The sequence below is a fragment of the Flavobacterium lotistagni genome (assembly GCF_011392125.1).
Classification (GTDB): domain Bacteria; phylum Bacteroidota; class Bacteroidia; order Flavobacteriales; family Flavobacteriaceae; genus Flavobacterium; species Flavobacterium lotistagni.
In genome coordinates this window covers 14,190-37,699 of record NZ_JAAJBU010000016.1, presented here as the reverse complement: position 1 = coordinate 37,699, position 23,510 = coordinate 14,190, and the positions used below count along the sequence as shown (strand labels likewise).

Sequence of the window (23,510 nt, the reverse complement as noted above, 5' to 3'; positions counted from 1 at the left end):
CCCTACTTAACTTAAAAAAAATACTATGGCAAAGGAATTATTAGATTGCTCGTTTTGCGGCCGCAAGAAGCCCGAGACCAATCTATTGATCGCCGGAATCAATGCGCACATCTGCGATAAATGCATCGAGCAAGCGCACGGAATCGTACTTGAAGAACTCAAAACCCACGGGTCTTCGAAGTTGGTAGCCGATTTGATTCTAAAAAAACCGAAAGAAATCCGCACGTTTCTAGACCAATATGTCATCGGGCAAGAGCAGACCAAAAAAGTCATGTCGGTGGCGGTTTATAACCACTACAAACGTTTGATGCAACAACAATTGAACGATGATGTTGAAATCGAAAAAAGCAACATCGTTATGGTTGGGCAAACCGGAACCGGTAAAACCTTGGTGGCCAAAACTATCGCCAAAATGCTCGACGTTCCTTTAGCGATTGTAGATGCAACCGTGCTTACCGAAGCGGGTTATGTTGGTGAAGATGTCGAGAGTATCTTAACTCGTTTATTGCAAGCTGCCGATTACGACGTGACCAAAGCCGAACGAGGAATCGTATTCATCGACGAGATCGATAAGATAGCCAGAAAGAGCGACAACCCATCGATTACCCGTGATGTTTCTGGTGAAGGCGTTCAGCAAGCTTTATTAAAATTGCTCGAAGGTACGGTGGTCAATGTTCCGCCAAAAGGAGGAAGAAAACATCCGGACCAGAAATTTGTTGAAGTCAATACCAAAGACATTCTGTTTATAGCCGGTGGTGCTTTTGATGGTATCGAAAGAATCATTTCCAAGCGCTTGAATCGTCAGGCAGTAGGTTACAGTACTTCCAAGAATTCGGACAACATCGATAAGGACAATCTTTTGCAATACATTATTCCGAAAGATATCAAGGACTTTGGTCTGATTCCGGAAATTATTGGTCGTTTACCAGTACTGACGCACATGGATCCGCTCGACAAAGAAACTTTAAGAGCCATTCTGACCGAGCCGAAAAACGCCTTAATCAAGCAATATCAGAAATTGTTTGCTATGGACGACGTTGATTTCACCATTTCAAACGACGCGCTCGATTTTATTGTAGACAAAGCTTTAGAATATAAGCTAGGCGCCAGAGGATTGCGCTCATTGTGCGAGGCCATTCTAACCGATGCTATGTATGATTTGCCGAGCACCGACGAGAAAATTTTGCACATTGACAAAGATTACGCAAATGATACACTCACGAAAAACTTACTGAAACGCCTCGAAATCGCTTCTTAAGTTTTAAGATTCTATAGAAAGAAAATCCCGTTTCTATTCGAGACGGGATTTTTTATTGAACACGAATTTCACTCATTCGCACTCATTTTTTAATTCGTGACTATTAGTGAAATTCGTGTTTTCTCTTATTTCAGGATGCCGCCACCTTGTCCTACTTTTTCAGTTTGGATTTCGGTGTTTTCTTTCTCTAGTTTTAAGTTTCCGAAGTTGTAAGTCAAGGAAATTCGAAAAGTTCTCGAATCTTGTTTCTGGTAGAATTGCGTTTGCAGGTTAGTCGAGGAAACTTTAGCGTTGATTTCATTGGTATTGAATACATCAAAACAATGCAAACCGATGCGCAGGTTTTTGTTCATGAAATCGCGGTTGAACGAAATATCGAACTGATGAATGGTTTTGGTTAGGTTGTATATTTCCCAAGTACCCGGCGGCGTATAATTATACATCATCGAGTTCTTGATTTTCCAGGGCAGCATGATTTGCGCTGTGGCGGTATAGCTCATTATTGGTTTGGTTTTGAATTGGAAATCATAGCCTTTAGTGGTAAAATCAATATAGTTGATGTTTAAGAAAAGGTAGTTCATCGTATCGATATCATTCATGCGTTTTTCGAATTCAGTCTTGCCTTTCAGGAAATAATCCAACGGTACGGGAAACGAAGCATAAAAACTCAGCGTATTGAGCTCATCGAACTGTCTGAAAGTCTGATTGCTCACAAGTTCGTTGGGCTTAGCGTCAAATATAAACTTGTTCACGTCTTTCGCCACGGTGTAGTTTCCGCCCAATTGTACATATTGAAAAGCGGTAAGTTTGAGTTCGTAATTGTCGAAAAATGTTGGGTCTAAAAACGGGTTTCCGCTCGAAGTGTTATATTGGTCGAAGTTGGCAAAATTGTTCGGATCCAATACATTGTAGTCGGCCTGCTGGATTTTCTTCGAATAGGAAGCGGTCAAATTCATGTTCTGATTGAATTCATACATCACACTCGCATTCGGAAAAAAGTTGGTGTTGGTGAAATCCACATCGGTGCGTACACCGTCTTGAACGGCTTGGCGATCGACTTTATAATCTTCAAAGCGCACGCCTAGCGTAAAATTGAATTTCTTGATTTTCTTTCGGGTTTCAACATAAAAAGCGAGATTGTTTTCGTCGTAATTGAAATCTGTGATGGAATTGGCTGTAGTATTTAGGTTATAAATTCCTTTGTTGTGTACTTTAATCATATTGAATTTACCGCCGGTATTGATCGAGAAATTGATTTTCTTGTACGGAATGGCAAAATCATATTTGATGTAATGGTTGGTCAGTTTAAAATCAACATCGCCATTGAAATAACTCGAAGTTCCGTTGTTCTGGCCTTGTGATTTGGTGATGGGATTTTTGTCGAAGAAATTGCTAAAGCCTGTGATGTCTAACGTTCGGCCAACGGTGTCTAGTTTGGTTTTGTATTGCAAACTAATCTCGTGGTTGTTGTTTTTGTTCTTGGCTAGCGACTCGTTAGTGAAGTCAATTCCGGTGCCTTGGGTAGAGGTTTCTCCAACCACTCGGTCATTGGCTCGGTTGAGGTTGTAATTCAAAAGCAGGTTCGATTTTTCAGAAAGTTTGTAATTGGCTCCAGTTCGCCAGTAGAAATTTCGGTTGGTACTTACGGCTTTGTTGCGCTGGTTAAGTATTTCATCCGGATTGAAAGTGTTGAAAGTCTGATCATTTTTGTTAACGTTTTCCCCATCGATATAATTATAGCCAATCATGGTTTGCCAACTGATTCGGTTCTTTTTTCCGTTAAGTAGGATTTGTGGGCTGGGCTTTTGGTATTTGTTGAAGTTGTAATTGATGTTGAAGCTTGCATTAACGCCTTTCATTTTGCGAGAGCTTGTGATGATATTGATAATTGACCCGCTGGAACTGGCGTCGAAAGCTGCGCCTGGATTGTATATCAGCTCTACTTTTTCAATTGCTGTGGCAGGCAAACTCAGTAAGTAATTTTGCAAATCGGTACCGCTGAGTGAGCTAGGCATGCCATCAATATAAATCGCGACGTTTTTGGCATTTAGGGTGAGGCTTCCCGTGGGCGAAGTCAGTACGCCGGGAATTTTTTTCACCGCGTCGAGGCTGCTACCGCTATTAAGCAGCGGATTGTTCTTAACACTAATGGTACTTTTGTCTGATTCTACTTTTAGGTACTGCCTTTTATTTCCGAAGACAGTGACTTCTTTGAGTTCTTTCGGTTGGTTTTTGGCTACGGAATCCTGGGTTTTCTGGCTGACGTTGTTCTCTTGTGCAAAGGCATTCGCGCACAAAAGCAAGAGTAGGGCTAGGCCTGTTGATTTCATGTGGTGATTGATTTTTTTCCGTTGCGCCCTGAGAGTTCAGCCGCGCTTCGGTTGATTGATGATTGTCACTAAGACCAACATCTCAAAAAAATGTTACACTGCCGCTGGTTTTTTTGTTGATTTGACCGTTTCTTCACAAATGCCTCTTGGCCCGCAAGCCATCCGGTGTGGTCCGCAAGACACCGCGAAAATGGTAATCAGAAGTATCAGTAGGAACTTTTTCATCGTTAAATTTGCGATAGGTTTTTTAACTGTTCTATATAGTCACGCTGGTTAGATAACCTCGGAATTTTGTGTTGCCCGCCCAGTTTGTCTTGCTCTTTAAGCCAATCGTAGAACAAATTGGGTCGCGCCACATGCATCACTAACGGGTTCAAAGTCATATTATTATATCGCTTGGCTTCGTAGTCTGAATTCAAAGCTTGTAAGTTTTCGTCTAATATTTTCTGGAAAGCCGCCGGATCTTTCGGGTTTTCCTTGAATTCGATAATCCATTCGTGTGCGCCTTTTTCTTTGCCGTCCATGAAGATGGGTGCCACAGTATAATCGACCACTTGGGTTTGGGTCGCGGCGCAAGTTTTAGAAATCGCTTGGTCGGTGTTTTCTACCATCAGTTCTTCGCCGAAAACATTGATGTGGTGTTTGGTTCGTCCGGTGACCCGAATGCGGTAAGGGTTCAAAGAAGTAAACCTTACGGTATCGCCGGGCAAATAACGCCAAAGCCCCGCGTTAGTGGTAATCATAATCGCGTAGTTCTTATTCAGTTCGACCTCTGACAAACGAATCGCTTTTTCTTTATCGGTTCCGAAAACATCCATCGGAATGAACTCGTAGAAAATACCGTAATCGAGCATCAGCAGCAAATCTTTAGAGTAATTCAAATCTTGAATCGCAAAAAAACCTTCCGAGGCATTGTATATCTCGTAGTATTTGAAATCGCTGTGGGGCAAAATTCTCTGATACTGCTCGCGATAAGGCTCGAAACTCACGCCGCCGTGAAAATAGACTTCGAGATTCGGCCATATTTCCATCAGGTGGTCTTTCCCGGTTTCTTCGAGAACTTTGTTCAGTAGTACTAACATCCAAGATGGAACGCCCGCGAAACTAGTTACATTCTCGCTCTTCGATTCGTTGATAATGGCTGTGATTTTGGCTTCCCATTCGCTCATCAGTGAGATGCGGTTGCTCGGCGTGCTGCTGAATTCGGCCCAAATCGGCATGTTTTCAATCAAAATCGCAGAAAGGTCACCAAAGAACGTATTGTTGTTCTCGTAAATCTGTGAACTGCCTCCCAAACGCAAACTTTTACCGATAAAGAGTTCCGAATTTTCGTTGTTGTTCAGATACAAGCACAATAAATCCTTGCTGCCTTTATAATGGCAATCTTCGAGCGCTTCGTTGCTTACCGGAATAAACTTGCTCTTGGCATTGGTCGTGCCGCTGGATTTGGCAAACCATTTTATAGGTGTGTTCCAAAAAATGTTTTGGTCGCCGCGCCGGGTTTGTTCGATAAAAGGTTCTAAATCTTCGTAGGTCGAAATCGGAAGCCTTTCTTTAAAGGTTTGGTAGGACTTAATCGAAGCAAAATCATAATGCTTGCCCACGACCGTGTTTTCTGCCGAACGCAATAAATTCATCAGCAGTTCTTCCTGCACTTCATTGGGATATTTCAGAAACAGTTCGATCTGGTGGATGCGCTGTTTCAAAACCCAGGAAGCAATCGAATTGATGATTGGTAAAGGCATGTTGAACCGACTTTTTTAGCAAGATGATTTTTACTTTGCGGCTGAATATTCTGAGCAAATCGATACCTTTACCGCGTTACCAAAATAACAAAAAATATCACAGAAATTCTAATTCCGATTTCGGCATTGTAACTCATTCTAAACCTATGAAATACGAAGGTGTTCTGACCAAAATGCAAACCGAGCTGGGCAACCCCATCCATTATTATCTGGTCTTTGATACTAGTTTTTTGAACCTGAACCAAGTTTTGGGAAAAACCATTACTATCACACAAATTGGTTCTCAATGTTTGAATTGCGGCAAAAACAAGAAGATTTTCCGTCAAGGTTTTTGTTACGATTGTTTTTATTCAAGCCCGGCGGTCGGAGATTGGATCATGCGCCCGGAACTCAGTAGCGCCCATCTCGGAATCGCCGATCGTGACCTAGATTACGAATCTAAAGTTCAGTTGCAACCACACCTTGTTTATTTGGCTTTGTCCAGTGAAGTCAAAGTCGGTGTCACACGTAAAACCCAAGTGCCCACTCGCTGGATTGATCAAGGCGCCGAACAAGCCATTCCGATTATCGAAGTGCCGAACCGTTATTTGGCCGGCATCACAGAAGTCGCGCTCAAGAGTCATTTCTCAGACAAAACCAATTGGCGCAAAATGCTCACCAACGACATTCTCGTGGCCAATCTGATTGAACATCGCAACAAGGTAAAAGATTGGTTGCCTGAAGAAGTGCGCGATTATTTTATCGCCGATCAAATAGAACTACAAGAGTTGCACTATCCGGTATTGCACTATCCGAGTAAGATTAATAGTTTGAGCTTGGAAAAAACGCCAAGTTTTACGGGAAAGCTTATCGGAATCAAAGGACAATATTTAATCTTCGAAGACGGAACAGTTTTCAATGTGCGCGGCTCAGAAGGCGCGGTGGTTTCGATTGATTTATAAAAACACAGATTCCACGAATTGACTAAATTTAACATCTAATCAACCGCGGAATCGGTATTCAAAACAATACTTTTTATTTCTTCTTGAAGATACCGTTGAGCAAGTCGCCGGCTTTCTTTTTAATGTCTTCTTTTACCGGAGCAGATTTGGTCGTATCTGTAGTTTTTGTGTTTTTGTTAATCAAATCGCTCAGGGCATTGGTGCCTTGCTTAACAAGTTTTTGTTTTTGCTGTTGCACGATTTGATTGGTCAGGTTCGTCACGCCACTTTTCAGATCGGTAGTCATTTTCGGATTTTTGAAATTGCCAGTCATCGAGGCATTGATCGGAATATTGTTTAGTTTGCTGATGTCAGTCGGTGAGAGTTTTGAAATTAGTTTGTTTACCTCAGGCCCAAGGTAACTCATGTATTTGGCCGGCACATCAAGTTTGAGGCTATAATTCATGTTCTGGTCAAAACCGTGTTGACCGCCTACGGAAAGCTTTACATCTTGGTATTTCAAATCAAAAGGCTTCACGTTGACTTTACCGTCTTTAAAGGTCAGTGCTGCTTTCAAATCGTTGAGGTTGAGTTTTTTTAAATCAATGAATTTCAGGTTTTGGTCTATCTTGCTTAAAACCTCTGAATTGCTTGGGTTTACTGTCGTAGAAAGCATTTGCCCAATTAAATCGCCCGAGAGCGTATTCATGTCCGGAGTCATTTCCTTTGCATTAAGATTACCAGATACTTTAATGTTCGTGTTGAGTTTTCCGTTGATGACACCGGCAATTGGAGCAATCTTTTTCATCATTTCCATTTGGGTGAACGTTTGCTGGATATCGACCGCTTTCATGCCAAGGTTCATGTTAAAATTCGGTATTTTTCCTTTGGTCGATACATCGCCGCTGGCCGTAATTTGTCCGCCGAAAATATCGGTTTTAATATTCTCTAGCGCTACTTTTTGGTCTTTTATGATGACTTTACCCGAAACATTTTTCAAGGCAAGATTGTCGTAAAGTACCGTATTGGCTTTGGCTGTGAGCGAACAATTTAAAAACGCCGGAATTTTTACCGCTTCTTTCGGTTTCTCGGCAGTTTTGGTCTTTGGCGTTTCGGCAGTCATGAAATCCGAGACGGCAAATTGGTTCGACTGCAAATTAAAATTGCCTTTAAGCTCTTGGTTCTTGAGCATGAATCCGTAGAAATTCTCCAGCACTCCACTGACTTTCATGTCGGTTTTGCCTGTGGTCATGTCGAGTTCTTGCAAGTTAATCCGAGTATTGGTGAAAGCAACGGCGGCCTTGTTGATGTTCATTGTTTTCTTGTTCTCGTCTACGTATTTAAAACCGGTCAGGGTCATGTTTCCCGAATTCTGCATTTTTTCGTACTGATTGGTCTCCACCGATTTCATGTCGAATTTGGTATTTACATCGGCTTTTAAAATTCCGGACAGCGGCACTTCGAGTTTTACCGGGTAAGCTTTCGATACATTACCCAAATTAATCACGCCGTTGAGTTGGGCGTCTACTAAAGCATTTTCGGCCATGTTTTTAATATTGGCTTTAGCGTTGAAAGCATCTTGATCAATACGGAACGAAAGCTGGTCAAGGTTCACATAGGTATCATTCGGAGCACCGGTTTCGTTGATGATTTTGGTGTCAATCACAATGCTTTGTACCGATTTGGGCAAGTTCGGGTATTGGAACGAAGCGTTGTTTGAAGCAATGGCTACATTGAATTTCGGAACCGTGGTGTCGGATAACAATCCTTTGGCAAAGCCGGCTACGGTAAAGTCTCCGGTGGTTTTTACGTCTTTGATGTTCGCTGCGTAGGAAGCCGGTATCAAACCCAAAAAGTTCTGGAAACTTGAAGTTGGGGTTTTGAATTTCAGGTCATATTGCTGCCCGTTCTCGACCATTTGGATAAAACCGTCGAATTCGAGCGGCAGTTGGTTGATGAGCGCCTTGTTTTGCTTGAAAGTGTACTTGCTTTGATCCAGGTCAATGCCCAAAACCGCGTCTAGGGTTAGCGCGACTTTGTCCATGTAATTCGCTTTGTCCATAAAGAGCGAAACTTTGGCCGATGAATGTGTGTCGAGATCGAGTTTGTTCTGAGCAAAATCGCCCGTTCCGTTGTGATTCAAACTGTCAATGACCATTTTCACTTTCGAACGCTCATCGAAATAAGTGAACCTTAAATTCGTGACTTTGTATTCCTTGAGTTTCAACGACAAAGGATCGCTTTTACCGTCGTCGCTTTTCTGGTCATCTTTCAGCGCAATGTCGAAATTACCTATGCCATCTTTGTTGAAAATAATATTGATCAAGGCATTTTCGGTCGATATGGCTTCAATGTTCATCGATTCGTCTTTGCTTTTGAACAGTTCCTTGACAGACATTTTCAAATGGAGTTCGCCCATTGAAATCAACGTATCTCCTTCAAAAGGCGCTTTGTTGATAATCAGCAATTTTTCGACGGCAATACTTGCTTGAGGGAAACTTCTAAGCAAACTCAAATCGGCATCAGCAAACGATACTTTGGCATCGACTTTCTCATTGATGGCTTCGGTGATTTTAGCTTTAATCGCATCCTGAAAGAAAAACGGAATGGCCACTAATGACAAGATTAATAACAGTAAAACAACTCCAACGATTTTTAAGATTTTCTTGATCATGACAGTATAGTTTTATTAGGATAACGCAAATGCGATACGATTGTGATTAATGAATATTCAGCTCAAAAGGCAATGCGGCTTGAACGCCCTTTTTACTTTGCACGCGACGGATTTGTTCGATCACTTTGTAATTCTCTTCTCCGAGTTCTTCTTTGATGAAACTTTCGCGGGTTTTCAGAAATGGAAAGCCTCTTTCGCTGAGCCAATCTTCAAAGTTCTTTTCGTAAATCGGGAGGTTCTGCGTTTTGTAATTTTTGGTTTTGACTAATTCTGCCGCATAATTCAGCGCGTCGTCCAATCCGCCAAGCTGATCTACTAAACCGATTTTTACTGCTTCAGCACCAGACCATACGCGGCCTTGCGCAATCGCATCGACTTGCTGAAAAGTCATTTTTCTTCCGGTGGCTACACGGTTTACGAAAGTGGTGTAAATTTTCTCCACGCCTTCTTGGGCAATAAACCGGTAATTGTCTGCTAGCGGCCTGAAAACGCTGTAATCCGCTGCATTTTGATTGGTACTTACTTGTTCAGAATTGATGCCCATTTTAGTGGTTAGCGAAGTGAAGTTGGGCAAAAGTCCGAACACACCAATAGAGCCCGTAATGGTGTTGTTCTCAGCGAAGATTCGATTGGCATTACAAGCAATGTAATAACCACCTGAAGCCGCAACATTGCCCATGGAAACTATCACTGGTTTAACTTTTTTAGTGACTTCAATTTCGCGCCATATCAAATCAGAAGTCAACGCGCTACCGCCAGGAGAATCTATCCGAAGGACAATAGCTTTGGTCTTGTCATCTTTTCTCGCATCTTGCAAAGCGCGGCGCATAGAACCTTCTCCTACCATGTTTACATCACCTTCGCCACTGCCAATTTCACCTTGGGCATAAATAATTGCAATTTTGTTTTTAGAAGAAAATTCACTCGAAGTTGAAGCAATATTTTGGGCGTAATCTAAAATTTTGATGCGGTGGTAATCTTCGTCTTTATCGACTTTTAAAATCCGGCGGATGTCGTCGTGATAAACATCTTCGTAAACCACTTTGTCTACCAAATGCTGACTAAGTGCCAAATCAGGCGACCGTGCCCCCAATTGATTGGCCACTTCATTGAGTTTGGAAACCGGAATTTTTCGGCTGACGGAAATATCGTTAAGCATCGAATTCCAGATAGAATTTAAAAGAGCACTAATCTGTTCGCGGTTGGCCTCGCTCATCTTGTTTTCTAGAAAAGGTTCGACGGCACTTTTGTATTTTCCGTGGCGGATGACTTCCATCTTGATGCCGTATTTGTCTTGAAAATCCTTGAAAAACAGAAGCTCTGAAGACAAGCCTTTAAATTCCATTTCTCCGATGGGATTCATATATATAGTATTGGCTACAGAATTCAAGTAATATTCTTTCTGAGAAAAAGTATTGCCGTAAGCCCAAACGAACTTGCCTGATTTTTTGAAATCCTCAAGGGCTTTCCGAACGGCTTTAATCTGCGCCATACCTAATTGTGACTCATTATTCAGGATTGAAATTCCTTTAATATCGTTGTCGTTTTTGGCTGCTTTGATGGCTTTTATTACATCTGAAAGCCCATCGTGTCTGGCATCGAAATAGTCAAAGTCTTTGTAGTTGAACTTTCCTGCATAATCTTGATTTACTTGCGATAGATCGAGTTCAATAACTGAATTGCTTTCTACGTAAACTGTTTCTGCATTGCCACCGAAAAGAGCTCCGATAAGTAAAATTCCAAAAAAACTAATCATACAGAACACGAAAAGTCCTATGATAGTTGCCAATACATTTCCTAAAAATCGCATCATTATTTTTTTCTGGTAAGTTGATATCCGGCTTTGAAAGTTACAAATTCTGCCTGCGCGAAATTTATTAACAGTCGGTGCAAATATACTCCTATTCTAAAATTCTTTTACTTAATTTGCGGTTAATATGAGCACGCAGCACCAAGTTATTTTATCGTTAGGAAGCAATCAGGGTGACCGTTTAAAAAACATCCAATCCGCCATTGATTTCATTCACCGTAAGGTAGGAACGGTCATTAAAATTTCAAAACTCTATGAAACGCCCGCTTTGGGTTTTCAAGGCGATGCTTTTTACAATTGCGCGCTGCTCATCCACAGTTTAAGCGACGGTGAAACCATACTCAAAAAAATACTTGACATTGAGCAACAACTCGGGCGTGTGCGTTCAGAAAAGCCGGGTTACGAATCGCGTCCAATTGATATAGACTTGATTGCTTTCAACGAGGAAATCATCAATTCAAAAAACCTTCAAGTGCCACATCCAGCAATGCAAGAACGTATGTTTGTATTGCTCCCGATGCGCGATTTGAACCTAGATTGGCGTCATCCTATTTTGCAGAAACACTTACCCGAAATCCTTAAAGCATCCGAAGACAAAAGTCATTGTAAGCTTATTCAGTCACTCGATTTGCCTCTGAGTAAAATTAGCTTGGAGCAACTCAACTATATCGCGATTGAAGGAAATATCGGAGCCGGAAAGACAACATTAACTACCAAAATTGCTGAGGACTTCAATGCCAAAACGGTGCTGGAACGTTTCGCAGACAATCCGTTTTTGCCTAAATTTTATGAAGACCAAGCGCGGTATGCTTTTCCGTTGGAGATGTCGTTTCTGGCCGACCGTTACCAGCAAATTGCCGACGATTTGGCGCAGTTCGATTTGTTCAAAGATTTTATTATCGCCGATTACCACATCTTCAAATCATTGATTTTTGCCAAGGTCACACTCACTGAAGACGAATACCGATTGTACCGAAAGCTGTTCGAAATTATCTACAAGGAAATGCCCAAACCGGATTTGTATATTTATTTGTACCAAAATACGCCACGGCTTTTAGAAAATATCAGACTCAGGGGTAGGGCTTATGAGCAGGAAATTCCGGCGGAATATCTCGATAAAATCAATCGGGGTTACCTCGATTATATCAAGTCGCAGACCGATTTGAATGTACTAGTAATCGATGTTTCAGACCGCGATTTTGTCAAGAATCAAAGCGATTATATTTTTATTTTAGAAGAAATCCAGCGGGCGCTTCCGGCTTAATAGCGCATTTTTTTGAAAAAATCCCAAAGAACAATCCCGGCGCTGACGGCGATATTCAATGAGTGTTTGGTGCCCAATTGCGGGATTTCGATGCAACCGTCGCATATTGCAATCGCTTTCTGGTTCACGCCGAATACCTCGTTGCCAAAAACCAGAGCATATTGTTGGTTGGCATTCAGTTCAAAATCCTGAAGAAAGATTGCCTTTTCGACTTGCTCGATAGCAAATACTTTTATGTTTTGACTCTTTGTGTTTTCTATAGCGGTAACAACATCTTGGCAGTATTCCCAAGCAACGGTTTCAGTAGCACCTAGAGCGGTTTTATGAATTTCCTTATTGGGAGGCGTAGCGGTGATTCCGCACAAGATGATTTTTTCAATCAGAAACGCATCGGCAGAACGAAATACAGAGCCAATATTATTAAGGCTTCTGATGTCGTCAAGGATAACAATGATTGGTGTTTTCTCGGCGGCTTTAAAGTCAATTACTGACTTGCGGTCGAGTTCGCTGTTTTCGAGCTTTCGCATTTTTCAGGAATTAAATAAATACAAAAAAAAAGCTCCCAAATGTATGGAAGCTTTTTAGAATATGGTGGAAAAGATTATCCTTTTGGAGTTTCTTTTGACGCATCGTCACCAAGAATAGTTCCTTTGATGGTCAATACTTTTGATGCAGCTCCTTCCGCATTTGAAGTTACAGTAACTGTTTTAGTGAAAGCGCCAACTCTGTCAGTAGCGTATTTTACACCGATTACAGCTCTAGCTCCAGGAGCGATAGGCTCTTTTGGGAAAGAAGGAACTGTACATCCGCAAGATCCAGTAGCGTTAGTGATGATTAGTGGTTTGGTACCATTGTTTACGAAAACGAATTCGCGCTTTCCGTCAGCATTGTGTGGAAGTGTTCCGTAATCGATGGTTTCGCTTTCGAACAACATTCCAGCGCCGTCTACTTTAGGAGCGTCAGCTTTGGTTGCAGCAACTTCTTTTTTAGCAACTGGTTTAGCAGCAGTTTTTTTAGCTTGAGCATTTGAAGTGGTTACTCCAAAAACAGTTAACACAGCTAATAGTACTATTTTTTTCATTGTTGGTTTAATTTTAAAAATTACAAGACAAAACTATATAAAAAAAATATACCAGCTCCTAAATCTTTCTTAAAATTAATTAATTTTTGTGGTGACAATTATTCGCTTTAAAATAATTATTTTCGCTGTTCGATTATAGTAACCCTAATCCCAGAACCCTTGGCAGTCAAAGAAAAAGAAGTAAAGGAAACGCCGCTGATGAAGCAGTACAACGAGATTAAAAGGAAGTATCCCGACGCTTGTTTGCTATTCCGTGTGGGCGATTTTTACGAAACTTTCGGAGAAGATGCTATCCGGGCATCGAAAATATTGGGGATTGTACTTACCAAAAGAGGAGCAGGGTCTGAAACTGAAACGGCATTGGCAGGATTTCCGCATCATTCCCTGAATACTTATTTGCCGAAACTGGTAAAGGCCGGACTTAGGGTGGCGATTTGCGATCAACTCGAAGATCCCAAAATGACCAAAACAATTGTCAAGCGAGGCGTTACAGAATTGGTTACTCCGGGAGTTTCCATGAATGATGAAGTTTTGCACGCCAAGTCTAATAATTTTCTGGCTTCGGTTTATTTTGGGAAGAAAATTATTGGGGTGTCTTTTCTGGATGTTTCTACCGGAGAATTTTTGGTGGCTCAAGGCAACGAGGAATACATAGACAAATTGTTGCAGAACTTTGGCCCGAGTGAGGTATTGGTGGCGAAAATCCACAAAGGTCAATTTCGCGAGATTTTCGGAGAAGATTATAATCATTTTTATTTAGAAGATTGGGTTTGTAAGGAAGATTACGCTATTGAGACGCTCACCAATCATTTTCAAACGGCTACTTTAAAAGGTTTTGGCGTTGACGAGCTCACCGAAGGTATTATCGCTTCTGGCGCCGTTCTATATTATCTGTCAGAAACCCAACACAACAAACGCCAGCACATTACCAATATCCAGCGCATTGCCGAAGACGCTTATGTATGGATGGATCGCTTTACCGTGCGGAACCTCGAACTGTATCACAGTTTTAACCCAAACGCCGTGACATTGCTCGATGTGATTGATAAAACGCTTTCGCCTATGGGCAGTCGTATGCTCAAACGCTGGTTGGCCTTGCCGCTCAAAGACCGTGAAAAGATTCAAGACCGTCATGAAGTGGTCGGATATCTAAAAGAGAATGCAGAGATACTTCTAAGTATTCAAAACCAGATAAAAAAAATCTCGGATATGGAGCGGTTGATTTCGAAAATTGCCGCCGGAAAAGTAACTCCTCGCGAAGTCATCTATCTTAAAGACTCGCTCAACGCCATTCTTCCCATTAAGTCTATGGCTTTGCAAAGCAATCAGTCTTCAGTCAAGAAAATAGGTGAAAATCTAGACAGTTGCGATTTATTGCGCTCCAGAATAGAATCAACCTTGAACCAAGAAGCACCGGTCGCTATTGCAAAGGGTAATGCAATTGCAAGCGGTGTTCACAGCGAATTAGATGAATTGCGGTTGATTTCCAATTCGGGGAAAGAGTTTCTCGAAGCCATCGAAGTTCGAGAGTCGGAACGTACCGGAATCTCGTCGCTCAAAATCTCGTTCAATAATGTGTTCGGGTATTACATTGAAGTTCGTAACACGCATAAAGACAAAGTGCCGCAGGAATGGATTCGCAAGCAAACGCTGGTCAATGCCGAACGTTATATCACAGAAGAATTAAAAGAATACGAAACCAAAATTCTTGGTGCCGAAGAAAAAATCTACCAACTCGAAGTGGCGTTATTCGAAGAGCTGGTGCAGTGGATGGCTACTTATATTCAGCCGGTTCAGCGCAATGCTAATTTGGTTGCTCAACTGGATTGCTTGGCTTCATTTGCACAACTCGCTATTGACAATCAATATATATGTCCTGAATTGGAAGAAGGATTTGCTTTGGAAATCAAAAACGGCCGCCATCCAGTCATTGAAAAACAGTTGCCTATCGGTGTGCCGTATATTGCCAACGACGTTTTTCTGGATCGGGAAACCCAACAAATTATAATGATTACCGGACCGAACATGTCGGGTAAATCGGCGATTTTGCGTCAAACGGCTTTAATTGTCTTATTGGCCCAGATGGGAAGTTTTGTCCCTGCGGAAAGGGTGAAGATGGGTGTAGTAGATAAGATTTTCACCAGAGTTGGGGCAAGCGATAATATATCGATGGGTGAATCTACGTTCATGGTTGAGATGAATGAAACGGCATCTATCCTGAACAACCTATCGGAGCGAAGCCTGATATTGCTTGATGAAATCGGTCGCGGCACCAGCACCTATGACGGCATTTCAATTGCTTGGGCCATTGCTGAGTTTTTGCATGAACATCCTTCAACACCAAAAACCTTATTTGCCACGCATTATCACGAGCTCAATGAAATGACGGATCTTTTGCCGAGAATCCAGAATTATAATGTGTCGGTCAAGGAATTGAAAGACACGGTACTTTTCCTGAGAAAATTAGTGAAAGGTGGCAGTGCACATAGTTTTGGAATTCATGTGGCGAAGATGGCCGGAATTCCGCAGTTGGTAGTTTCAAAGGCGCAAGCTATTTTGAAGAAGCTCGAAAAGAATCATTCGGGTAATGCGCTTCAGGGTGTTAAGGATGAAAAGGCGACAGTGCAAATGAGTTTCTTTAATTTAGACGATCCGTTATTAGAAGAAATCAGAGACGAGATTTTGACGCTTGATTTAAACGCATTGACGCCTATTGAAGCCATGATGAAGCTCAACGAAATTAAAAGAATGCTGACTAAGAAATAGTTAGCGATTTAATCGTTCTGGTCGGTTATAGAGATGAAAAAAACACTATCTTTTTTTAAAAAAAGGCTTGCGGAATTGAATTAAAGTTTTAAATTTGCCCTCGCAATACGGAAGAAATATTGCGTCGTTCTTAAAAACAAATGCGAAAATAGCTCAGTTGGTAGAGCGCGACCTTGCCAAGGTCGAGGTCGCGGGTTCGAGCCCCGTTTTTCGCTCCAATTAAGTCACAGTAGGCTCGGATGGTGAAATTGGTAGACACGCTGGACTTAAAATCCAGTGAACAGCAATGTTCGTGCGGGTTCAAGTCCCGCTCTGAGTACAAAAAAAAGAAAAAGCTCCAAATTAATCGTTTGGAGCTTTTTTTATATGTCAACTTTGAAGATTGTCCCTCAGGTGTTTTCGGTAAAGACATAAAAAAACCACACCGAAGTGTGGTTTTAAAATTTTTAGAATGTCTTCTAATTATTTTTTAGCAGCGTCAGCAGGAGCAGCTTCAGTAGCAGCAGCCTCAGCAGGAGCAGCCTCAGTAGCGGCAGCAGCAGCAGTGTCAGCTACAGCAGGAGCTTCTTCAACAGCAGGAGCTACTTCTTCAGTTACTGGAGCCTCTTCAGCAGGAGCTTCAGCTTGTTTACAAGATACTACAGTTAATGCAGCGATAACAGCTAAACTTAAAAATACTTTTTTCATCTTACTTAATTATAAAAGGTTAATTATTAATTCGAGGCAAAGATATAAATTTTTTAATATGGAAATTTTTTTTTGAAAATTTTTTTAAAAAAATCTAATCTGTTGCACTGCCGCGCATTTTACAAGTACTATGCCATAAAAATCCGATGAATAATTTTCATGAAAATTTCAATAAAAAAGTTAATATGTATTATTTATCTTTTTTTATATCTTAATTTTTTGATTTTTGTGGTGCTTATATTCTGTTTTGGATGAACAATTTTTAGCTCGTCGATCAGGTTTTTGGCGCCTGCATACTTGTCCATGATGAATAAAACGTACCGAATATCCACCATAACGTTCCTGCAAATGGCCGGATCGTAGTAAATATCGCTCATAGTTCCTTCCCAAACGCGATCGAAATTCAAACCTATTAAATTCCCTTGTGCATCAATGGCCGGACTTCCGGAATTGCCACCGGTGGTATGGTTGGTTCCGATGAAACAAACCGGCATTTTTCCGTTTTTCCCATAAATACCATAATCCTTTGCGTTGTATAAGTCGATGAGTTTTTTTGGAACATCAAATTCGTAATCGCCCGGAATATATTTCTCCAGTACACCATCTAAATAAGTGAAAGGTTTATAAATCGTGGCATCTTTCGGTTCGTATCCTTTTACCTTTCCGTAGGTTACTCTTAAAGTGCTGTTGGCATCGGGAAAATTTCGAGCCTCTTTGTTCAGCTCCAATTGGGCTTTCATGTAAGTGCGTTGCAACGAGCTGATGCGAAGATTGATTTCGTCATATTTGGGTGCGACTTCCTTGGTGAACTTGTCGGCCATTTCCCTTACCAACTGATAAGCCTTGTCATTTTTGAGTTTTTCAATCACGGTTTTGCTATCGCCGGTAAGTAGTTCGCGTACGTCTTTATAATCTACCAGCGCAGATTGTCCGTAAACTTCGGCAGTCAAGGCTTTGATGTTCACATTGTTCAAACTTTCCGGCACAAACTGTTTCGGAGATTTTTTGATGTAAAGGTCAATCAATTGTTCGAATACTTTCTCGTCTACGGCCGCATTGAAATCTTTGTAGAATTCACCCAGTCCGTTGATGAGGTTGGTTTTTCTGTCATTGAATGCCTGCTCGCCTTTATTGTTTAGAAGTTGTTCGAGCTGGTACATTTTATAAGTCACGCTCAGCAGTTCGGTGTTGCGCAAAACGACTTCAATAAAATAATCGCGGCTCAAAGCATATGGCGCAATTTCTTTGTAGTTTTTCTCGAAGTCAGCCAACAAATTGCCATATTCAGCCTGCTTTCCGGCTTTGACAACCTTGTCTTGAAAGGCAGCTTCTTGTTTCTTTTTAATTTCAATTGCATTCGACTTTTTCAAACCTTGGGTTTCCCCGATCCATTTTTTCCAATAGTTAGCGATACCGGCATATTTAGAAGCATACTGTATTTTAATTGCGTTGTCTTTGCGCATGAAACCGTCTTGTACTTTAAGCGCCTTGTCTCGCACTTCGATTTTCGCCGGATTCAGTTCATTGACAATTTGTTCAATCGCCACCGCCGGAAGATACTCGCTGGTTCTTCCCGGATAACCAAATACTAAAGTAAAGTCATCTTCGGCAACGCCGTCGAGGGAAATGGGTAGAAAATGTTTCGGTACATAAGGAACGTTTTCTTTTGAGTAAGCAGCCGGGCGGTTGTTTTTGTCGGCGTAAATTCTAAACAAAGAAAAATCACCGGTGTGTCTGGGCCAAACCCAATTATCCGTATCCGAACCGAATTTCCCGATGGCCGATGGCGGCGCACCTACCAAACGCACATCTTTAAAAGTTTCAGTCACGAACAGCATGTATTGGTTGCCTTCGTAAAAGGTTCTAATTTTGTTTTCCTGCCAGCTTTCTTTCGGAAGTGATTTGCTGAGTGAAGCAATATTCTCCTGGATTTTTTTCTGCTTATCGGCTTCAGAAGTCAGTGTCGCAATACCTTCGAGTACTTTCGCGGTAACATCTTCAATGCGCACAATGAACGTCACTTCAAGGTCTTCGTTGGGTAATTCGTCTTCCATTTTATAGGCCCAGAAGCCGTTGGTCAGGTAATCGTTTTTCACCGAAGAATGGGTCTGGATGGCATCAAAACCGCAGTGATGGTTGGTCAAGATTAATCCTTTGGGCGAAATCACCTCCGAAGTACAGCCGCCATTGAAATGCGGAACAGCATCTTTAAGGCTCGATTTGTTGACGCTGTAGATATCTTCGACCGACATTTTCATGCCCAGATTTTTCATTTCTCTTTCGTTCATGCCTTGCAATAACGACGGAATCCACATACCGCCTTGTTGCGCTTGCATCTGAAAGACCAATAATAAAAGGAGTAATTTGAGTGATTTCATAAATTGAATTGGTTTAGTTTTTATTTTGTTGGATGTAATTTAAAATGGAAGCAGTCGCGCCGGTATTCATCTGAACGAAAGTGCTGCAGATGTGTCCTTTTTCGGCCCGGATTGTAACATCTAGGATCAATTTTTCGAGTGTCGTTTGCAATTCTGAAGCATCAGAAATCGAAACACAACCGCCCATATTCACCAGTGCTGTTGCTTCGGCAAAGTGCGAATAGTTCGGCCCGATGAGAATCGGAACACCAAAAGTTGCCGGTTCTAAAATATTGTGCACGCCCGGATTTCCGAAACCGCCACCGACATAAGCAATATCGGCCTCGCTGTAAATTTTAGTCAAGATGCCAATCGTGTCGATGATGAAAACTTCAAAGTCAGCCAGTGTTTTATTTTCCTTTTCTGAATAGAGCACCGTTTTCTTGGTAATTGATTTCCGCAAATTCCCGATTTGTTCTTCCTTAATATTATGTGGCGCGATGATGAGCTTTACTGGTAAATTGGAGGTGTTGATGAAGTTCACCAACAACGATTCGTCTTTGGGCCAACTGCTGCCTACCACAATGGTGAGCGCATCGTTTTTGAATTCCGAAATAAAATCAAGATGGTTGTCTTTTTGCAGAATTGTGGCCACACGATCAAATCTCGTGTCGCCCGAAACGGTTACATTGGTTTTACCGAGTGACAATAAAAGGTCTTTTGAACCCGAGTTTTGCACAAAGAAATGCTCGAAACCCTGCAGGGCGTTTTTGTAAAATCCGCCGTACCATTTAAAGAAAGCTTGGTCTTTTCGGAAAATCCCCGAGATCAAAAACGTCCTAATCGACTTTTCTTGCAAAACTTTCAGGTAATTCGGCCAATATTCGTATTTGATGAAAAACACCAATTCGGGCTGCACAATCTCAATAAACCGAATGGCATTGCTTCTACTGTCAAGCGGCAAATAAACAGTAACATCAGCCACGGTATTGTTTTTTCTGATTTCATAACCCGAAGGCGAAAAGAACGTCAGTACAATTTTATGGTTCGGATACATTTGCTTGATTTGCTCCATCACCGGAAGGCCTTGCTCGTATTCGCCCAGTGAAGCGGCATGGAACCAAATGGTCTTATCACCAGCGTGGATTTTATCGCGTAAAGTACTGAAAACTACCTTTCGTCCTTCGTAGAAAAGCTTCATTTTTGGGCTGAAAACCGCCAAGACTTTCACCACAAAACCCGCGAAGGCCACGATAAGTTGGTACCAAAAAAACATAGTCGAGTAATTGCGTCGCTAAAATACACCACTTTATAGAAATTTTGTGGTTTGCTGCATTAAATTGCTAATTTTGTCGCGAATTAAATTTTTGCAATTGATGAGAAAAATCCAAATGGTTGACCTCAAAAGTCAATACGACAAAATCGCTGCAACGGTCAATGCTTCTATTCAGGAAGTGCTCGATACCACCACATACATCAATGGTCCACAAGTACACGCTTTCCAGAAAAACCTCGAAGAATACCTGGGCGTGAAACACGTGATTCCTTGCGCCAACGGAACCGATGCCTTGCAAATCGCCATGATGGGCTTGGGCCTAAAACCCGGAGACGAGGTCATTACCGCCGATTTCACTTTCGCAGCTACCGTTGAAGTCATTGCCCTTTTGCAGCTTACACCGGTTTTGGTCGATGTCGATTTGGTTAACATGAACATTTCGATTGAGGCGATTAAAAAAGCCATCACGCCAAAAACTAAGGCGATTGTTCCGGTGCATTTGTTCGGCCGCGCGGCCAATATGGAAGCCATCATGCAAATTGCCAACGAGCATAATCTATACGTCATCGAAGACAATGCCCAAGCCATTGGTGCCAATTGCAAATTCTCAGACGGCACTAAAAAGAAAGCGGGAACCATTGGTCACGTTTCATCCACTTCGTTTTTTCCATCTAAAAACTTGGGTTGCTACGGAGACGGCGGCGCGATTTTCACCAACGACGATGAGCTTGCACACACCATTCGGGGCATTGTGAATCATGGCATGTATGTGCGTTACCACCACGATGTAGTCGGCGTGAATTCAAGGCTTGACAGCATTCAGGCCGCAGTGCTTAACGCTAAGTTGCCATTTTTAGACCAATACGGAGCTGCCCGTCAAGATGCCGCCCGCAAATATTCCGCAGCGTTTGAAGGCCATCCGAACATCGTCGCCCCAACGATTTGCGATATTTGCGATTGCCATGTGTTCCACCAATACACGCTCCGCATCATCAATGGCGACCGCGATGGGCTCATGCAGCACTTGCTAGACAAAGGCATTCCCTGCGCCATCTATTACCCGATTCCGCTGCACAGCCAGAAAGCTTACCTTGACCCGCGCTACAAAGAGGAAGATTTCCCGATCACGAACCAACTCGTCAAGGAAGTCATTTCGTTGCCGATGCACACCGAACTCGATGACGAGCAGATTGCATACATTACCAATACCGTTAAAGAATTTTTTAAATAGAATCAGGAGCCGGGAACCTGCTTTACGCTACTATCTTTTCCGCCGAAAATGGCGCAAAAGGATAACCGCTTCAATCAGGGCTAGGGCTTCCACCCAAACATCAACAACAATCCAGAAAATGAAAGTATTAGTCACAGGAGGTTTAGGTTTCATCGGTTCACACACCGTAGTCGAATTGCAGAACGAAGGTTTTGAAGTGGTCATCATCGACAACCTTTCCAATTCTTCAGAAAACGTGCTCGACGGTATCGTGGCCATCACGGGCAAAAAACCAATTTTCGAGAAAATGGACTTACGCGATAAACCCGCAGTCGAGGATTTCTTTAAAAGACATGCTGATGTATCCGGAGTCATCCATTTCGCAGCTTCCAAAGCAGTCGGCGAGAGCGTCGAAAACCCGCTATTGTATTACGAGAACAACATCAATACGCTGGTGTATATCTTGCAACAATTGCAGCAAAAGCCCGAAGCGCATTTTATTTTCAGTTCTTCCTGTACCGTTTACGGAGAAGCCGACAAAATGCCAATCACTGAAGACGCATCAGTAAAACCGGCAGTTTCGCCCTACGGAAACACCAAACAAATCGGCGAGGAAATCATCAACGAAGTTTGTAAAGTAAGCAACATCAATTCTATTTTACTTCGTTATTTCAATCCGATAGGAGCGCATCCAACAGCACATATCGGAGAATTGCCAATCGGAGTACCACAGAATTTGATTCCATTCATTACCCAAACCGGCATCGGCTTGCGCGAACAACTTTCGGTTTACGGCGATGATTACCCAACACCAGACGGTACCTGCATCCGAGACTATATTCATGTAGTTGATTTGGCCAAAGCACACGTGGTCGCCTTGCAAAGATTACTTGCTAAAAAGAACTTGGAGAAAGTAGAAGTGTTCAACCTAGGTACCGGCACCGGAAGCTCAGTACTGGAAGTGATCAATACTTTTGAGAAAGTGAGCGGCAAAAAATTGCCCTACAAGATTGTGGGTAGAAGAGAAGGTGATATCATCTCGGCCTACGCCAGTACTGACAAAGCCAACGAGGTTTTAGGTTGGAAAGCACAATCTACTCTAGAAGAAGCTTTGACTTACGCCTGGAAATGGGAACAGAAAATAAGGAGTTAATTAATAATGAATAATTAATAGTTAATAATTCTTTTGGATCTAAATGAAAATCCCGGACTTTTAAGTCCGGGATTTTTAATTTTTTAGCTACAACTTGCTAATTAAGCAGAAATGGTTTCCACGTCTTTATCAATCTTATTCACCAAACCGACCAAAACTTTTCCCGGGCCGACTTCGGTGAAACTCGTGGCTCCGTCTTTGATCATCTGTTGTACCGATTGCGTCCATTTGACCGGAGCCGTCAATTGGATAATCAAGTTTTTCTTGATTTCGGCAGCATCCGAAACGGCATTGGCTGTTACGTTTTGGTAAACCGGGCAAACCGGCGTTTTGAATTCAGTGGCTTCAATCGCTGCGGCCAATTCTTCTCTTGCGGGTTCCATCATTGGAGAGTGGAAGGCGCCGCCAACAGGCAGTAATAAGGCTCTTTTTGCACCGGCGGCTTTCATCGCTTCACAAGCTTTTTCCACGGCTGAAAATTCACCGGAAATTACGAGTTGTCCCGGGCAGTTGTAATTCGCAGCGACTACTACACCATCAATTGAAGCGCAAACGTCTTCCACCGTTTTATCATCTAAACCAAGTACTGCGGCCATAGTGCTTGGGGTAATCTCGCAGGCTTTCTGCATCGCCATTGCGCGCTGTGAAACCAGTTTCAATCCGTCTTCAAATGATAAGGTTCCATTGGCGACCAAAGCTGAAAATTCCCCTAAAGAATGCCCGGCGACCATTTCTGGAGCAAAATCGGCTAATGTTTTGGCCAAGATTACAGAATGTAGGAATACCGCAGGCTGCGTCACTTTGGTTTCCTTGAGTTGTTCGGCTGTTCCTTCGAACATGATATCGGTGATGCGGAAACCTAAAATGTCGTTGGCTTTCTCGAATAATTCCTTGGCCAGTGGCGAATTCTCGTATAAGTCTTTACCCATTCCGGTAAATTGGGCGCCTTGGCCCGGAAAAACGTATGCTTTCATGTTGC

At 42.2% G+C, this 23,510-nt stretch carries 16 protein-coding genes and 2 tRNA genes; 8 read left to right on the top strand and 10 right to left on the bottom strand.

What is annotated here, in order from left to right; all coding sequences use genetic code 11:
• Positions 1 to 25 precede the first annotated feature (25 nt).
• A complete protein-coding gene (gene clpX, locus G4D82_RS13820) occupies positions 26 to 1,258 on the top strand; it encodes an ATP-dependent Clp protease ATP-binding subunit ClpX (protein ID WP_166337886.1) in 1,233 nt (410 codons plus the stop codon).
• A gap of 125 nt (positions 1,259 to 1,383) precedes the next feature.
• Here clpX and G4D82_RS13815 read toward each other — a convergent pair whose 3' ends face one another.
• Positions 1,384 to 3,588 (bottom strand): outer membrane beta-barrel family protein, encoded by a 2,205-nt coding sequence (locus G4D82_RS13815; protein ID WP_166337885.1) that lies wholly within the window; start codon positions 3,586 to 3,588, stop codon positions 1,384 to 1,386.
• 227 nt (positions 3,589 to 3,815) lie between these two features.
• The gene (locus G4D82_RS13810) at positions 3,816 to 5,333 is read right to left on the bottom strand and encodes a GH3 auxin-responsive promoter family protein (RefSeq protein WP_166337884.1); all 1,518 of its coding nucleotides are present in this window, start codon (positions 5,331 to 5,333) and stop codon (positions 3,816 to 3,818) included.
• 146 nt (positions 5,334 to 5,479) lie between these two features.
• On the opposite strand from G4D82_RS13810, the gene G4D82_RS13805 reads away from it, so the two are divergent.
• Positions 5,480 to 6,274, top strand: coding sequence for a DUF2797 domain-containing protein (locus tag G4D82_RS13805; RefSeq protein ID WP_166337883.1), 795 nt, complete (start codon positions 5,480 to 5,482; stop codon positions 6,272 to 6,274).
• A 73-nt stretch (positions 6,275 to 6,347) separates the two neighbouring features.
• Here the strand turns inward: G4D82_RS13805 and G4D82_RS13800 are convergent, their stop codons facing one another.
• Together G4D82_RS13800 and sppA are read right to left on the bottom strand one after the other, a co-directional pair.
• Positions 6,348 to 8,927 carry an AsmA-like C-terminal region-containing protein gene (locus tag G4D82_RS13800; RefSeq protein WP_166337882.1) on the bottom strand — a complete coding sequence of 860 codons (2,580 nt, stop codon included), beginning with the start codon at positions 8,925 to 8,927 and terminating at the stop codon, positions 6,348 to 6,350.
• Positions 8,928 to 8,973: 46 nt separating this feature from the next.
• Positions 8,974 to 10,737: a signal peptide peptidase SppA gene (gene sppA / locus G4D82_RS13795; protein WP_166337904.1), complete on the bottom strand. Its 1,764-nt coding sequence runs from the start codon at positions 10,735 to 10,737 to the stop codon at positions 8,974 to 8,976.
• Positions 10,738 to 10,864: 127 nt separating this feature from the next.
• Between sppA and folK the strand changes: the two genes are divergently transcribed.
• Positions 10,865 to 12,001 (top strand): 2-amino-4-hydroxy-6-hydroxymethyldihydropteridine diphosphokinase, encoded by a 1,137-nt coding sequence (gene folK, locus G4D82_RS13790; RefSeq protein WP_166337881.1) that lies wholly within the window; start codon positions 10,865 to 10,867, stop codon positions 11,999 to 12,001.
• Here the strand turns inward: folK and G4D82_RS13785 are convergent.
• Together G4D82_RS13785 and G4D82_RS13780 are read right to left on the bottom strand one after the other, a co-directional pair.
• On the bottom strand, positions 11,998 to 12,528 hold the full coding sequence (locus G4D82_RS13785; RefSeq protein ID WP_166337880.1) for an RNA methyltransferase: 531 nt from the start codon (positions 12,526 to 12,528) through the stop codon (positions 11,998 to 12,000). The genes folK and G4D82_RS13785 overlap by 4 nt on opposite strands.
• 74 nt (positions 12,529 to 12,602) lie before the next feature.
• Positions 12,603 to 13,082 carry a DUF1573 domain-containing protein gene (locus G4D82_RS13780; RefSeq protein WP_166337879.1) on the bottom strand — a complete coding sequence of 160 codons (480 nt, stop codon included), beginning with the start codon at positions 13,080 to 13,082 and terminating at the stop codon, positions 12,603 to 12,605.
• 159 nt (positions 13,083 to 13,241) lie between these two features.
• On the opposite strand from G4D82_RS13780, the gene mutS reads away from it, so the two are divergent.
• The 3 genes from mutS (at position 13,242) to G4D82_RS13765 (ending at position 16,167) form a co-directional block, all read left to right on the top strand.
• A complete protein-coding gene (gene mutS / locus G4D82_RS13775) occupies positions 13,242 to 15,848 on the top strand; it encodes a DNA mismatch repair protein MutS (protein ID WP_166337878.1) in 2,607 nt (868 codons plus the stop codon).
• A gap of 142 nt (positions 15,849 to 15,990) precedes the next feature.
• Positions 15,991 to 16,066, top strand: a tRNA-Gly gene (locus G4D82_RS13770).
• Between the two features lie 15 nt (positions 16,067 to 16,081).
• Positions 16,082 to 16,167 (top strand) — tRNA-Leu (locus G4D82_RS13765).
• A gap of 143 nt (positions 16,168 to 16,310) precedes the next feature.
• On the opposite strand, the gene G4D82_RS13760 is transcribed toward G4D82_RS13765, so the two are convergent.
• The 3 genes from G4D82_RS13760 to G4D82_RS13750 all read right to left on the bottom strand — a co-directional run bounded on the left by G4D82_RS13760 (position 16,311) and on the right by G4D82_RS13750 (position 20,168).
• Entirely contained in the window at positions 16,311 to 16,535 is a 225-nt protein-coding gene (locus G4D82_RS13760; RefSeq protein WP_166337877.1) for a hypothetical protein, read from the bottom strand.
• Between the two features lie 194 nt (positions 16,536 to 16,729).
• On the bottom strand, positions 16,730 to 18,913 hold the full coding sequence (locus tag G4D82_RS13755; RefSeq protein ID WP_166337876.1) for a S46 family peptidase: 2,184 nt from the start codon (positions 18,911 to 18,913) through the stop codon (positions 16,730 to 16,732).
• A gap of 13 nt (positions 18,914 to 18,926) precedes the next feature.
• Positions 18,927 to 20,168 (bottom strand): 3-deoxy-D-manno-octulosonic acid transferase, encoded by a 1,242-nt coding sequence (locus tag G4D82_RS13750; protein ID WP_166337875.1) that lies wholly within the window; start codon positions 20,166 to 20,168, stop codon positions 18,927 to 18,929.
• A 100-nt stretch (positions 20,169 to 20,268) separates the two neighbouring features.
• On the opposite strand from G4D82_RS13750, the gene G4D82_RS13745 reads away from it, so the two are divergent.
• Both G4D82_RS13745 and galE read left to right on the top strand, forming a co-directional pair.
• The gene (locus G4D82_RS13745; protein WP_166337874.1) at positions 20,269 to 21,399 is read left to right on the top strand and encodes a DegT/DnrJ/EryC1/StrS family aminotransferase; all 1,131 of its coding nucleotides are present in this window, start codon (positions 20,269 to 20,271) and stop codon (positions 21,397 to 21,399) included.
• Positions 21,400 to 21,517: 118 nt separating this feature from the next.
• On the top strand, positions 21,518 to 22,531 hold the full coding sequence (galE, locus tag G4D82_RS13740) for a UDP-glucose 4-epimerase GalE (protein WP_166337873.1): 1,014 nt from the start codon (positions 21,518 to 21,520) through the stop codon (positions 22,529 to 22,531).
• A 101-nt stretch (positions 22,532 to 22,632) separates the two neighbouring features.
• Here galE and fabD read toward each other — a convergent pair whose 3' ends face one another.
• A complete protein-coding gene (fabD, locus tag G4D82_RS13735) occupies positions 22,633 to 23,505 on the bottom strand; it encodes an ACP S-malonyltransferase (protein WP_166337872.1) in 873 nt (290 codons plus the stop codon).
• Positions 23,506 to 23,510: the final 5 nt, after the last annotated feature.

Coding starts and splice junctions, on each gene's coding strand:
- clpX (WP_166337886.1), top strand. CDS start 26: ATGGCAAAGGAATTATTAGATTGCTCGTTTTGCGGCCGCAAGAAGCCC.
- G4D82_RS13815 (WP_166337885.1), bottom strand. CDS start 3,588: ATGAAATCAACAGGCCTAGCCCTACTCTTGCTTTTGTGCGCGAATGCC.
- G4D82_RS13810 (WP_166337884.1), bottom strand. CDS start 5,333: ATGCCTTTACCAATCATCAATTCGATTGCTTCCTGGGTTTTGAAACAG.
- G4D82_RS13805 (WP_166337883.1), top strand. CDS start 5,480: ATGAAATACGAAGGTGTTCTGACCAAAATGCAAACCGAGCTGGGCAAC.
- G4D82_RS13800 (WP_166337882.1), bottom strand. CDS start 8,927: ATGATCAAGAAAATCTTAAAAATCGTTGGAGTTGTTTTACTGTTATTA.
- sppA (WP_166337904.1), bottom strand. CDS start 10,737: ATGCGATTTTTAGGAAATGTATTGGCAACTATCATAGGACTTTTCGTG.
- folK (WP_166337881.1), top strand. CDS start 10,865: ATGAGCACGCAGCACCAAGTTATTTTATCGTTAGGAAGCAATCAGGGT.
- G4D82_RS13785 (WP_166337880.1), bottom strand. CDS start 12,528: ATGCGAAAGCTCGAAAACAGCGAACTCGACCGCAAGTCAGTAATTGAC.
- G4D82_RS13780 (WP_166337879.1), bottom strand. CDS start 13,082: ATGAAAAAAATAGTACTATTAGCTGTGTTAACTGTTTTTGGAGTAACC.
- G4D82_RS13760 (WP_166337877.1), bottom strand. CDS start 16,535: ATGAAAAAAGTATTTTTAAGTTTAGCTGTTATCGCTGCATTAACTGTA.
- G4D82_RS13755 (WP_166337876.1), bottom strand. CDS start 18,913: ATGAAATCACTCAAATTACTCCTTTTATTATTGGTCTTTCAGATGCAA.
- G4D82_RS13750 (WP_166337875.1), bottom strand. CDS start 20,168: ATGTTTTTTTGGTACCAACTTATCGTGGCCTTCGCGGGTTTTGTGGTG.
- G4D82_RS13745 (WP_166337874.1), top strand. CDS start 20,269: ATGAGAAAAATCCAAATGGTTGACCTCAAAAGTCAATACGACAAAATC.
- galE (WP_166337873.1), top strand. CDS start 21,518: ATGAAAGTATTAGTCACAGGAGGTTTAGGTTTCATCGGTTCACACACC.
- fabD (WP_166337872.1), bottom strand. CDS start 23,505: ATGAAAGCATACGTTTTTCCGGGCCAAGGCGCCCAATTTACCGGAATG.